Annotated in this window: 13 protein-coding genes; 10 read left to right on the plus strand and 3 right to left on the minus strand. The window is 68.8% G+C overall.

Translation table 11 applies throughout. The annotated features are described in order from the left end of the window. Positions 1-176 precede the first annotated feature (176 nt). Together ACZ6ZP_RS08420 and ACZ6ZP_RS08425 are read right to left on the minus strand one after the other, a co-directional pair. Positions 177-1,067 carry a 2-hydroxy-3-oxopropionate reductase gene (locus ACZ6ZP_RS08420; RefSeq protein ID WP_351158768.1) on the minus strand — a complete coding sequence of 297 codons (891 nt, stop codon included), beginning with the start codon at positions 1,065-1,067 and terminating at the stop codon, positions 177-179. 73 nt (positions 1,068-1,140) lie between these two features. After that, on the minus strand, positions 1,141-1,968 hold the full coding sequence (locus ACZ6ZP_RS08425) for a TIM barrel protein (protein WP_366464525.1): 828 nt from the start codon (positions 1,966-1,968) through the stop codon (positions 1,141-1,143). A 125-nt stretch (positions 1,969-2,093) separates the two neighbouring features. On the opposite strand from ACZ6ZP_RS08425, the gene ACZ6ZP_RS08430 reads away from it, so the two are divergent. The 10 genes from ACZ6ZP_RS08430 (at position 2,094) to ACZ6ZP_RS08475 (ending at position 12,214) form a co-directional block, all read left to right on the plus strand. Further along, positions 2,094-2,354, plus strand: coding sequence for a YkoF family thiamine-binding protein (locus tag ACZ6ZP_RS08430; RefSeq protein ID WP_249586930.1), 261 nt, complete (start codon positions 2,094-2,096; stop codon positions 2,352-2,354). Next, complete coding sequence (locus ACZ6ZP_RS08435) at positions 2,351-2,719, plus strand: helix-turn-helix domain-containing protein (RefSeq protein ID WP_351158772.1); 369 nt, start codon at positions 2,351-2,353, stop codon at positions 2,717-2,719. Before ACZ6ZP_RS08430 ends, ACZ6ZP_RS08435 begins: the two co-directional genes overlap by 4 nt. Before the next feature lie 168 nt (positions 2,720-2,887). Then, positions 2,888-3,400 (plus strand): 2-oxo-4-hydroxy-4-carboxy-5-ureidoimidazoline decarboxylase, encoded by a 513-nt coding sequence (uraD, locus tag ACZ6ZP_RS08440; RefSeq protein ID WP_361462194.1) that lies wholly within the window; start codon positions 2,888-2,890, stop codon positions 3,398-3,400. Next, a complete protein-coding gene (gene uraH / locus ACZ6ZP_RS08445) occupies positions 3,400-3,789 on the plus strand; it encodes a hydroxyisourate hydrolase (RefSeq protein ID WP_351158777.1) in 390 nt (129 codons plus the stop codon). Before uraD ends, uraH begins: the two co-directional genes overlap by 1 nt. A 5-nt stretch (positions 3,790-3,794) precedes the next feature. Further along, on the plus strand, positions 3,795-4,718 hold the full coding sequence (gene pucL, locus ACZ6ZP_RS08450; protein WP_351158779.1) for a factor-independent urate hydroxylase: 924 nt from the start codon (positions 3,795-3,797) through the stop codon (positions 4,716-4,718). 67 nt (positions 4,719-4,785) lie between these two features. Further along, on the plus strand, positions 4,786-6,198 hold the full coding sequence (locus tag ACZ6ZP_RS08455) for a nucleobase:cation symporter-2 family protein (protein ID WP_361462189.1): 1,413 nt from the start codon (positions 4,786-4,788) through the stop codon (positions 6,196-6,198). 48 nt (positions 6,199-6,246) lie between these two features. After that, entirely contained in the window at positions 6,247-7,635 is a 1,389-nt protein-coding gene (locus tag ACZ6ZP_RS08460; protein ID WP_351158784.1) for an 8-oxoguanine deaminase, read from the plus strand. A gap of 350 nt (positions 7,636-7,985) precedes the next feature. Continuing rightward, positions 7,986-9,344 (plus strand): nucleobase:cation symporter-2 family protein, encoded by a 1,359-nt coding sequence (locus ACZ6ZP_RS08465; protein WP_351159359.1) that lies wholly within the window; start codon positions 7,986-7,988, stop codon positions 9,342-9,344. 137 nt (positions 9,345-9,481) lie between these two features. Then, on the plus strand, positions 9,482-10,882 hold the full coding sequence (locus ACZ6ZP_RS08470) for a nucleobase:cation symporter-2 family protein (protein WP_351158786.1): 1,401 nt from the start codon (positions 9,482-9,484) through the stop codon (positions 10,880-10,882). A 117-nt stretch (positions 10,883-10,999) separates the two neighbouring features. After that, positions 11,000-12,214, plus strand: coding sequence for an MFS transporter (locus ACZ6ZP_RS08475; RefSeq protein ID WP_469406081.1), 1,215 nt, complete (start codon positions 11,000-11,002; stop codon positions 12,212-12,214). Here the strand turns inward: ACZ6ZP_RS08475 and ACZ6ZP_RS08480 are convergent. Further along, a complete protein-coding gene (locus tag ACZ6ZP_RS08480; protein WP_351158791.1) occupies positions 12,174-12,818 on the minus strand; it encodes a LysE family translocator in 645 nt (214 codons plus the stop codon). The two genes, ACZ6ZP_RS08475 and ACZ6ZP_RS08480, sit on opposite strands and share 41 nt — an antisense overlap. Between the last annotated feature and the right edge of the window lie 9 nt (positions 12,819-12,827).

Raw genomic sequence — 12,827 nt, forward strand, 5'->3', positions numbered from 1 at the left:
TAAGTACGCCCGAACAGCTACGTCAACAGTTTGTTGAAGTTTTGGGTGGGGCTTGTTCGCTTGCTCTTGCTGGGGCTTGAGTTCCGGACCGCGGCGACGCCTGGGCGCGACAGGACAGGTGTCAGCGCCGCCGCGGCCCGGAAGTTGGAGGGAGCTCCGGAAGCCTTTGGGGCTTCTTAGAGCTCGGCGCCCGAGAGGCGCTCCACGCCGCGAAGGAGCGCGGAGTGGTCGAGGCCGCCGTCACCCTGCGTGCGCAGCGAGGCGACGAGCTGGGCCACCACGGCGCCGACCGGGAGCGAGGCACCGACATTGCGGGCGGCGTCGGTGACGATGCCCATGTCCTTGTGGTGCAGGTCGATCCGGAAGCCGGGCTTGAAGTCGCGGTTGAGGAAGTTGTCCTTCTTGCGGGTCAGGACGGTCGAGCCCGCGAGCCCGCCGTTCAGGACGTCGAGGGCGGCGGTCAGGTCCACCCCGGACTTCTCCAGGAAGACGACGGCCTCGGCGCACGCCTGGATGTTCACGGCGACGATGAGCTGGTTGGCGGCCTTCACGGTCTGACCCGAGCCGTGCGGACCGCACAGCACGATGGTCTTGCCGAGGGCGTCCAGGAGCGGCTTGGCCTCGTCGAAGTCGGCCTGCTCGCCGCCGACCATGATGGAGAGCACGGCCTCGATCGCGCCGGCCTCGCCGCCCGACACGGGGGCGTCCAGGACGCGGATGCCCTTGGCCTTGGCGGCCTTGGCCAGGTCCACGGAGGTCTGCGGGGTGATCGAGGACATGTCGACGATCAGCGCGCCGGACTTCGCGTTCTCCAGGATGCCGTCCTCGCCGTAGGCGATGGCCTCGACCTGCGGAGAGGCGGGCACCATCGTGACGATGACGTCGGCGTCCTTGACGGCCTCGGCGATCGACTTCGCGACGGTGCCGCCGGCGGCGGCGAGGCGGTCCAGCTTGTCCTGCTCGAGGGTGAAGCCGGTGACGGAGTAACCAGCCTTGATCAGGTTCTCGGACATGGGGGACCCCATGATGCCGAGTCCGATCCACGCGATCTTGGGAAGGTTGCTCATGGTGGAGCCTTTCTGCAAAAACTACGGAGTTTCGGGTGGGTGGGCGGGAAAAGATCCGCCGCGAAGCGGTGGTCTAGTCCGAGCCGGGCAGCCAGCCGAAGGCCTCAGCGCTGGGCCGGTCGCCGGCCTTGTACTCCAGCCCGACGAACCCCTCGTAACCCGCCTTGCGGAGCTGATCGAGCAGCTCCTCCAGGGGCAACGACCCCGTTCCGGGGGCCCCGCGGCCAGGATTGTCGGCGATCTGCACGTGCGCGGTCTGGGCGACGTACCGATCGATGACGGCCGGCAGGTCCTCACCGTTCATGGACAGGTGGTACAGGTCCATGAGGAACTTCGCGTTGCCGAGCCCGGTGGCGGAGTTCACCTTGTCCACCACGGCGATCGCGGCGTCCGCGCTGACGATCGGGCAGCGCGGCGACTCCGGCTTGTTCAGGGCCTCGATCAGCAGCACCGCACCCACGCGGTCGGCCTCGCGGGCGGCCAACACCAGATTCTCCAGGGCGAGTTCGTCCTGGACGGCGGGGGCGACCCCCTCCACCCGGTTGCCGTACAGCGCGTTCAGCGCCTTGCAGCCGAGGGACTCGGCGAAGTCCGCGGCGACCGAGAGGTTCGCACGGAACTTCTCGCTCTCCTCGCCCGGAATCGACAGGGCGCCGCGGTCCGGACCGGGCAGCTGCCCCGCGTAGAAGTTCAGGCCCACCAGCTGTACGCCGGCGTCCTCGATCGCCGCCCGCAGGGCGTCGAGCTCGGACTGCTCGGGGGTGGGGGCGTCGACCCAGGGCCACCACAGCTCGACCGCCGTGAAGCCCGCCGCGGCGGCAGCCGCGGGGCGCTCCAGGAGCGGGAGTTCCGTGAAGAGGATCGACAGGTTCACATTGAAGCGCTGGTCGGAGTATCCCATGGGGCTTCCGCGCTCCTTCCGTATTGCGGAAGTTAATTTCTGTCTGATGGAAGATTGCCGTCGAGGATCGGCCCTTGTCAAGAGGGGGCTGCCGGAAAATCACCACGCGGCAGTAGGTTGTGCGCGTGCGATTGAGAGTGGAGTTCACGACCGAACCCTTCGACCTGGACGAGGCGCCCGCCCATGCGGTGGTGGCCCGTGACGTCATCCAGGGGGCCGAGCTCGACGCCGTTGACGTCGGCCCCTTCGGCAATACCGCGGAAGGCGGTGCGGACGAGGTCCTGACCGCCGTCGACGCGCTGCTGCGCAAGGCCCTGGAGGCGGGCGCCACGCGCGTCTCGCTCCAGGTGAACGTGCTCGGAGAGTCGGGGGAGGCCATCGAATGACCGGCTCCAGAGACGACCGCGACCCCTTCGTGGCCGCCGTCAAGCCGCTCGTGGACGCCATGGGCGGCGAAATCGTGGCCCCCGACCAGGCGGGCCCCGACGACGTCGTCCTGGCCTGGCAGGGCGAGGACGTGCTCGCCGTACGGCTTCCGCAGCTCGCGGACTCCCTCGACCACATCCTGCTGGCCCTGGAGCGCAAGCGCGGGGTGCCCCTGTCGGACCTTGACCGCAAGGCCAAGCAGGAGGTCGTACGGATACTCGAGGCGCGAGGCGCCTTCGCCGTGCGGCATGGTGTGGAGACGGTCGCCGGCGCGCTCGGCGTCAGCCGCTTCACCGTCTACAACTATCTGAACCGCTCCACCTGACGGCCCAGGCCCCCCAAGGGGCCGGGGCCCCTGAAAGGCCGTCGTCCGTTAACCGGGCGGCGGCCTTTGTTACTCGAAGTTTTCAACAAAGTGTTGACGTGGTGTTTCGGCTGGCGTTAGCTATCCGCAGCCCGTCCAGCACAAGGCCCTATGGCCACGGAGGCACCCGTGACTTCGAGCTCGACGCCGGGCCTTGCCCGGTTCAACGCCTCGCCGGAGAGTGCGGCCACCGCCGCCCTCCACGAGGCCTGCGCCTCATCGGCCTGGGGAAGCAAACTGCTCTCCCAGCGCCCTTTCCCCACCGTCGAAGCCCTCTTCGCCGCCAGTGACGCCGCCACGGCCGAGCTGACCGACGAGGATCTGGCCGAGGCGATGGCCGGGCACCCGCCGATCGGCCGCCCGAAGCCCGGGGACCCCACGTCGTCGCGTGAACAGCGCGGCATGGCGGGGGCCTCCGAGGAGCTCAAGGAAGAGATGCTCGAACTGAACCTGGCCTACCAGGAGAAGTTCGGTCACGTCTTCCTGATCTGCGCCACCGGCGCGACCGGTGAGCAGATGCGCGATGCGGTGAAGACCCGGATCGGCAACACCGCCGAGCAGGAGCGCGCCAACGTGCGCACCGAACTCGGGAAGATCAACCGAATCCGGCTGGCCCGTCTCGTAGAAGAGGACAAGGACTGATGAGCACTGACACCACCGCCTCGGTGTCCACGCACATCCTGGACACCAGCGTCGGACGCCCCGCCGAGGGCGTCGCCATCTCGCTCACCGCCCGCAGCGGCCGTGACGCCGAGTGGGTGGCGCTCGGTGGCTCCGCGACCGACGCGGACGGGCGCTGCAAGGACCTCCCGGCGCTGCCGGAGGGCACGACCCACGTACGGCTCGACTTCGAGGTCGAGCAGTACTTCATGAAGAAGCAAGCCGAGGCGCAGCAGGACGCCCCCCGCGTAAGGGACAGCGGTGCGTTCTTCCCGGAGGTGGCGATCACGTTCGCCGTCGATCCGGGCGAGCACTATCACGTACCGCTGCTGCTCAACCCGTTCGGCTACTCCGTTTACCGAGGGAGCTAGCAGACATGCCCACGATTCTCGGCCAGAACCAGTACGGCAAAGCAGAGAACCGCGTCGTCAAGATCACGCGGGACGGCGACACCCACCACATCAAGGACCTGAACGTCTCGGTCGCGCTCTCCGGCGACATGGAGGACGTCCACTACTCCGGCTCGAACGCCAACGTCCTGCCGACGGACACCACCAAGAACACGGTGTACGCGTTCGCCAAGGAGTACGGCATCGAGTCCGCCGAGCAGTTCGGCATCCACCTGGCCCGCCACTTCGTGACGTCCCAGGAGCCGATCAAGGTCGCGCGCATCCGCATCCAGGAGTACACCTGGGAGCGCATCGCGACCTCGGACAACAACTCCCGGTTCATCGGCTCGGACGAGGTCAACCACTCCTTCGCCCGCAAGGGCCAGGAGCTGCGCACCACGCAGATCACCTTCGACGGCGAGAACTGGGAGATCATCTCCGGGCTCAAGGACCTCACGGTCATGAACTCCACCAACTCGGAGTTCTGGGGCTACGTCAAGGACAAGTACACGACGCTGAAGGAGGCGTACGACCGCATCCTGTGCACCGACGTCTCCGCCGCCTGGCGTTACAACTGGACCAGCGACGCGGACCGGATGCCCAACTGGGAGAAGTCGTACGAGCAGGCCAAGAAGCACATCCTCCAGGCCTTCGCCGAGACGTACTCCCTCTCGCTCCAGCAGACCCTCTACCAAATGGGTTCGCGCGTCATCAACAGCCGGAGCGAGATCGACGAGATCCGCTTCTCGCTGCCGAACAACCACCACTTCCTGGTGGACCTCGAGCCCTTCGGTCTCAAGAACGACAACGAGGTCTACTTCGCGGCCGACCGCCCCTACGGCCTCATCGAGGCCACGGTTCTCAGGGACGGGATCGAGCCGAAGATCCCGGTCGACATGACCAACCTCTGACGCGGGATGCGCGCCCCCAACCGTCCGCAGCGGACGGGGGCGCGCCACACCGGAGGGAACAGCAGCAATGGCACAGCCTGCAAAGGGGCCGGCTAAAGGCCCGTGTTCCACCCCATCGGACATAGCCGGCGGCGAATCAACTCCCGCCTGTCACCCGGTGGATGAGAAGCTCCACCCCTCGCGGCTCGTCCCCGCCGCGCTCCAGCACATCGCCGCCATGTACGCGGGCGTCGTCACTCCGCCGCTGATCATCGGCCAGGCCGTCGGCCTGGACACGGTCGCTCAGACGCGCCTCATCGCCGCGAGCCTGCTGATCGCCGGACTCGCCACGATCCTGCAGACGCTCGGCGTCAAGGGCTTCGTCGGCAACCGGCTCCCCTTCGTGAACGCCGCATCGTCGGCCGGCATCGCACCCATCCTCGCCATCGCCGAGAACAGCGCCACAGGTCATCAACTCCCGGCCATCTACGGTGCGGTGATGGTCGCGGGCGTCTTCTGCCTCGCCGTCGGCCCCTTCTTCGGGCGCCTCCTGCGCTTCTTCCCGCCGCTGGTCACCGGCGTCGTCATCACCCTCATCGGCGTGACGCTGATGCCCGTGCCCGTCACCTGGGCACAGGGCGGCGACAAGGCCGCCGCCGACTTCGGCGCCATGAAGTACCTCGCGCTCGCCGCCTTCACGCTCGTGGTGATCCTGCTCTTCCAGCGGTTCGGACGCGGCTTCCTCAAGCAAGTCGCCCTGCTCCTGGGCATGTTCGTCGGCACGCTCGCCGCGATCCCTTTCGGGATGGCCGACTTCAGCGCCATCAGGTCCGCTCCGGTGGCCGCGCTCCCGACGCCGTTCGCCTTCGGCGCCCCGGAGTTCCAGCCCGCCGCGATCCTCTCGCTCTGCATCGTGATGCTGGTCCTGATGACCGAGTCGTCGGCCGGCATGCTCGCCCTGGGCGAGATCTGCGAGCGCAAGACCGACGGGAGGACCATCACGCGCGGCCTGCGCACCGACGGCATCGCGACCCTGGTGGGACCGGTCTTCGGCGGCTTCCCGACCTCGGCCTTCGCGCAGAACGTCGGCGTCGTCTCCCTGACACGTGTCCGCAGCCGCTATGTCGTGGCCGTCGCGGGCGGCGCCCTCATCGTGCTCGGCGCCTTCCCGATGCTCGGCGCGGTCGTCAGCCTCGTACCGATGCCGGTCCTCGGCGGCGCGGGCATCGTCCTCTTCGGCTCCATCGCGGTGAGCGGCATCCGTACGCTCTCCGAGGCGGGCCTGGACGACAGCTCCAACATCATCCTGGTGGCCGTCGCGCTCGGAGCGGGCATCATCCCGCTCGCCGCGCCCACCTTCTACGCCGAATTCCCGGCCTGGGCGCAGACCGTCCTCGGCTCCGGAATCAGTGCGGGAGCGCTGACCGCGGTCCTGCTCAACCTGTTCTTCAACCATCTCGGCACCCGCGGCCCCGCGGCCGCGGCACTCAAATCTTCCTAGGGTCATGCCGTGCCCACATCGCCACAACAAAGAGAAGGAAGAAGCACCATGGCAGCACCGGCAGACCTGCAGCGCATCGTCATCGAGAACTGTGCCATCGCGACCGTCGACGCGAACGACACCGAGTACGCGTCGGGACACGTCGTCGTCGCGGGCAACAAGATCGAGTCCATCGGAGCGGGGAAGGCTCCCGAGGGTCTTCAGAACGTCGTACGCCGCGTGGACGGGACCGGTCACCTGGTGACCCCCGGCCTGGTCAACACCCACCACCACTTCTACCAGTGGATCACCCGTGGCCTGGCCACCGACCACAACCTCTTCAACTGGCTCGTCGCGCTCTACCCGACCTGGGCGCGCATCGACGAGCGGATGGTGACGGCGGCCGCACAGGGCTCGCTCGGCATGATGGCCCGCGGCGGTGTCACCACCGCGATGGACCACCACTACGTCTTCCCGAAGAACTCGGGTGACCTCTCCGGCGCCATCATCGGCGCCGCGAGCGACATGGGTGTCCGCTTCACCCTGGCCCGCGGCTCCATGGACCGCAGCGAGAAGGACGGCGGCCTGCCGCCGGACTTCGCCGTCGAGACGCTCGAAGGCGCGCTCGCCGCGACCGCCGAGACCGTCGACAAGCACCACGACGCCTCCTTCGACGCGATGACGCAGGTCGCCGTCGCCCCTTGCTCGCCGTTCTCGGTCTCCACCGAACTCATGAAGCAGGGCGCGGAGTTGGCGCGCGCCAAGGGTGTACGCCTGCACACCCACGGCAGCGAGACCGTGGAGGAGGAGCAGTTCTGCAAGGAGCTGTTCGGCATGGGCCCGACCGACTACTTCGAGTCGACGGGCTGGCTCGGTGACGACGTGTGGATGGCGCACTGCGTCCACATGAACGACTCCGACATCGCCGCGTTCGCCCGTACCGGTACGGGCGTCGCGCACTGCCCCTCCTCCAACGCGCGTCTGGCCGCGGGCATCGCCCGCGTCCCCGACATGCTCAAGGCGGGCGTCCCGGTCGGCCTCGGTGTCGACGGCACGGCGTCCAACGAGTCCGGCGAACTCCACACCGAGCTGCGCAACGCGCTGCTCATCAACCGCCTCGGCGCCCACCGCGAGGCCGCCCTGAACGCGCGTCAGGCCCTGCGCCTTGGCACCTTCGGCGGCGCCCAGGTCCTGGGCCGTTCCACGCAGATCGGGTCGCTCGAGCCGGGCAAGCTCGCCGACCTGGTCCTCTGGAAGATCGACGGCATCGGGCACTCCTCGATCGCCGACCCGGTGACCGCCATCGTCTTCGGCGCGGCGGCCCCGGTCACGCTCTCCCTCGTCAACGGCCGGCCGATCGTCGAGAACGGCTCCCTGCTGCACGTCGACGAGGACGCCATCGCCCGCTCTGCGCGGGAGGAGGCGCAGCGCCTCGCGCGGATCGCCGCCGAGGCCTGACCCACGAACTCCGGTCAGGGGGGACGGCCCTTGACCGGACTTGAGCAGCCGAGCGGGTTGCTCAAGTGCCGCCCCGGAACGTGGCCCAAAGCTTCACGTTCCCGGGGCGGTCAGTACTACCTGGGCGCACCACCCACAACTTCATACCGAGCAAGTCCTTGCACCACGCACCACCTCCCAGAAGCGAAAAGTGCCGGCACGGCCCGTACTGGAAAACAACCGGAGGAGCCACAGTGGCCACTCAGCCCAGGTTCACCAAGCAAGGCACCACCCCAGACCCATCCGAAGTCGACGGCGAGAGCGCCATACGAGACGTACATCCCGTCGACCAGAAGCTCCCCCCGCTCAAGATGGCGACGACCGGCCTCCAGCACGTGGCGGCCATGTACGCCGGTGTCGTCGCCCCGCCGCTCATCGTGGGCGCGGCGATCGGCCTCTCCGCGAAGGAACTCACCTTCCTGACCGGCGCCTGTCTGTTCACCGCGGGCCTGGCCACCTTCCTCCAGACGCTCGGCATCTGGAAGATCGGCGCCCGGCTGCCCTTCGTCAACGGCGTCACCTTCGCCGGTGTCGCCCCCATGCTCGCGGTCGTCGACTCGACCAAGGACAAGGACGACGCGCTCCCGATCATCTTCGGGGCGGTGATCGTCGCGGGCATCCTCGGCTTCGTCGCGGCGCCCTTCTTCTCGAAGCTGGTCCGCTTCTTCCCGCCGGTGGTGACCGGCACGGTCATCACGCTCATCGGCATCTCGCTCATGCCGGTAGCCTTCGGCTGGGCGCAGGGACCCGTCCCGGGAGCCGACGACTACGGCTCGATGAAGAACCTCGGTCTCGCGGGCATCACCCTCGTGATCGTGCTGCTCCTGCGCCGGTTCACCACCGGTTTCGTCAAGCAGATCGCCGTGCTCCTGGGCCTCGTCGTCGGCACGGTCATCGCGATCCCGTTCGGCGTCACGGACTTCAGCCCGGTCGGCGACGCGGACATCGTTGGCTTCCCGACGCCGTTCCACTTCGGCGCCCCGCAGTTCGCGGCGGCGGCGATCGTCTCCCTCTGTGTCGTCATGGTCGTCTCGATGACCGAGTCCACGGCCGACATGCTGGCGCTCGGCGAGATCGTGGACCGTCCCGCCGACGAGAAGACCATCGCGGCCGGACTGCGCGCCGACTGCCTCGGCTCGGCGGTCAGCCCGCTCTTCAACGGCTTCATGTGCAGCGCGTTCGCGCAGAACATCGGCCTGGTCGCGATGACGAAGATCCGCAGCCGGTACGTGGTCGCCGTGGGCGGCGGCTTCCTGGTCCTGATGGGCCTGTGCCCGATGGCCGCCTCGCTCATCGCCGTCGTACCGCGCCCGGTGCTCGGCGGCGCGGGTGTCGTCCTCTTCGGCTCGGTCGCGGCGAGCGGCATCCAGACGCTGGTCAAGGCGAACCTGGAGCGTGACAACAACGTCCTGATCGTGGCCGTCTCGCTGGCCGTCGGCCTGATCCCGATCGCGGCGCCGGAGTTCTACCACGCGTTCCCGGAGACGGCGAACATCATCCTCGACTCGGGCATCTCCACGGGCTGTGTCGCGGCCGTGCTGCTCAACCTCGTCTTCAACCACATCGGCAAGCGGGGCGAGGACGACGAAGTGACCAATCCGATGGAGCCCGGGGGAGAGATCGCTGAACAGAGGGTGCACGAAGGGTCTTCCCCGGCGGGGGCCCACTGACGTAACGTGCGTGACGCCGCCCGCATCGCGGAAGTTACTTTCCAGTCGGATTGATGGTCGGTCCCGCCGCGCGCCTCGTGAACTCCCGCGCGGCGGGCCCGACTTCCGGCGTCTCGCACACGGAAGAAGCGCCACCCATGAGTTCTCAGCCACGCCCCGCCGACCCGGCCGCACCCGCCGAAGCGGCTCCTGAGGTCCATCCGGTCGACGAGATCCTGCCGCCGGGCCGGATGCTCGTCGCAAGTCTCCAGCACGTCGCCTCCATGTACGCGGGCGCGGTCTCGGTCCCGCTCGTCGTGGCCGTCGCCGCCAAGATGTCGCCGGGGGACACCGCCGTACTCATGGGCGGCAGCCTCCTGATGGCGGGCATCGCGACGCTGCTCCAGACCCTTGGCATAGGCAATTTCATCGGCTCCCGCCTGCCCTTCGTCAACGGAGTCTCGTTCGCGGGCGTCGGCGTCATGCTGACGATCATCACGACGCAGGGCGGCGTCGAGGCGGGGATGCCGGTGGTCTTCGGGGCGATCATCGTCTCCAGCGTCTTCGGCTTCCTGGTCAGTTCCTACTTCTCACGCCTGGTCCGCTTCTTCCCGCCGGTGGTGACGGGATCGGTCATCACCCTGATCGGCGTCTCCCTCATCCCCGTCGCGTACGACTGGATCGTGGACGACTCGCCGACGGGCACGCCGGAGCCGGCCAGCATCGGCCTGGCAGGGGCCACCGTCCTGGTGATGCTGCTGCTCCAGCGCTTCACGCGCGGCTTCCTCAAGCAGATCAGCATGCTCTTCGCGATGATCTTCGGTACGTTGCTCGCGATCCCGATGGGCCTCGCCGACTTCTCCAAGCTGGACGACGCCGCCCTGGTCGGCATCCCCTCCCCGCTGCACTTCGGCGCACCGGAGTTCAACATCCCGGCGATCATCTCCATGTGCGTCGTGATGCTGGTGATCCTCACCGAGTCGACCGCCGACATGATCGCCCTGGGCAGGATCGTCGACAAGGAGGTCGACGAGAAGACCATCGCCCGCGGCCTGCGCGCCGACGCGCTCGGTTCGGCACTCAGCCCGCTCTTCAACGCCTTCCACGCGAGCGCCTTCGCGCAGAACATCGGCCTGGTCGTCATCTCCAAGGTGCGCAGCCGCTTCGTGGTGGCGCTCAGCGGCGCGATCCTCGTCCTGATCGGCCTCAGCCCGGCAGCGGCGGCACTGATCTCGGTCGTTCCCATGCCGGTCCTGGCCGCCGTCAGCCTCTTCCTCTTCGGCTCCATCGCGGTCAGCGGCATCCAGACGCTGCTCCAGGCGGACCTGCACCGGGGCGACAACGCCCTGATCGTCGTGGTCACCCTCGGCGCGGGCCTGGCGCCCGCGCTCTCGGACGGCTTCTACGACGCGTTCCCGGCCTGGGCCCAGATCGTCCTCGGATCGGGGATCTCCACGGGCTGCCTGCTGGCGGTGGCGCTGAACCTGGTCTTCAACCACCTGGGCGGCAAGGCGGGTTCGGCGGGCGCCGAACAGCCCAAGCCCGCGATCACGCACTGAGCCGAGCGGCCGGCCGGCGGGGGCGCCGCGCGGGAATCCGACGTCACCCTCGCCGCGGCACATTGATGTCGCATACGTGCCAGACCCGGTCCGTACGGCACTGCTGAACTCGGCAGCATGCCAGCACCCGCCACGTCACCTCCGTTCACCGAGACCTCCTCCGCCCGCCTCCGGCGGGGCGGCTGGCCGGCCGTCATCGCCGTGACGCTGGGGATCTTCTCCATCGTCACCACCGAGATCCTGCCGATCGGCCTGCTGACCCCCATCGGCGACACCTTCGGCATCTCGGACGGCACGTCCGGCCTGATGATGACCCTGCCCGGCCTGCTCGCCGCCGTCGCCGCACCGACCGTGACCGTCACCACCGGACGCGTCGACCGGCGCCACATGCTCTGCGCCCTGATGCTGCTGCTGGCTCTCGCGAACTTCCTCGCCGCGATCGCGCCCGGCTACTGGCTGATGATGGTCTCCCGGGTCCTCGTCGGACTCGTCATCGGTGCCTTCTGGTCCATCGGCGCGAGCCTGGCCTCCCGTCTGGTCCCCGAGGCCCAGGCCGGCCGGGCGACCGCCGTGATCTTCTCCGCGGTCCCGCTGGGCTCGGTGCTCGGGGTCCCCGCGGGCACCTTGCTCGGTCAACTGGCGGGCTGGCGCTCGGTGTTCGTGGCGATGGGCGTCCTGACCCTGGTGGTGCTCGGCGCGCTCGTGGTGTCCGTGCCGCCCCTGCCGCCGCAGCAGGTCACCCGGCTCACGGTGCTGCGCGAGCTGCTCGGTACCTCCCGCGTCCGGGTCGGCCTCCTCGCGACCTTCCTCATCGTGATGGCCCACTTCGGCACCTACACCTACGTCACGCCGTTCCTGGCGGACGTGACGCACGCGGGCCCGCGGCTCATCACCGTCTTCCTGCTCGCGTACGGCGCCGCGGGCATCGTCGGCAACTTCCTCGCGGGCGCGTGGGTGCGGCGCCGGCCGCGCGGCACGTTCGCGGTGGCCGCGTGCCTGCTCGCCGCCGCGACGCTGCTGCTGCCCGTGCTCGGTACGGGGAAGACCGGCGCGCTCGTGCTGCTCCTGGTCTGGGGTGCCGCGTACGGCGCGGTGCCGGTCTGCTCCCAGACGTGGTTCGTGACGGCGGCGCCGCGCGCGCCCGAGGCGGCGTCCGTGCTGTTCACGTCGTCGTTCCAGGCGACGCTCTCGCTGGGCGCGCTGGCGGGCGGCGCGGTGGTGGACGCGGCGTCCACCACCGTGGTCATGACGCTCGGCGGGATCGTCGCGACCCTGGCGGTGGCGGCGGTGCTCAGGTCGCCGCGGCGGGCGCCCGGTCCGTCGCGAGCTTGACCGCCAGGGCGCCGAGCACCGTACCCATCACGTACCGCTGGACCCGCAGCCACGTCGGGCGGCGGGCCAGGAACACCGCGATGGTGCCTGCCGCCATGACGATGGCGAGGTTCACGACCAGGCTGATCGAGATCTGGACGCCGCCCAGGAGGAAGCCCTGCACCAGCGTGTGCCCGGCCGCCGGGTCGATGAACTGGGGGATGAGCGAGACGTACATGATGGCGACCTTCGGGTTCAGGAGGTTCGTCAACACCCCCATGGAGAACAGGCGTCGGGGCGAGTCGGGGGCCAACTCCTGGTGGGAGAAGACCGATACGCCGCCCGGCTTCAGCGCCTTCCAGGCCAGCCACGCCAGGTAGGCCGCCCCGGCCAGCTTCACGGCCACGTACAGCTGGGGGACCGCGAGGAAGACCAGGGACAGGCCCAGGTTGGCGGCCGTCAGATAGACGATGAAGCCGACGGCGACCCCGGCCAGCGAGATCGCTCCGGCCCGCCTGCCCTGGGTGATGCTCCGCGAGACGAGGTACATCATGTTGGGGCCCGGCGTGAGCACCATGCCCAGGGACACCACTGCGACGCCGAGTACCGCGTTCATTCCGATCATCCAGCAAGG

Source organism: Streptomyces sp. NPDC054047, from assembly GCF_055585065.1.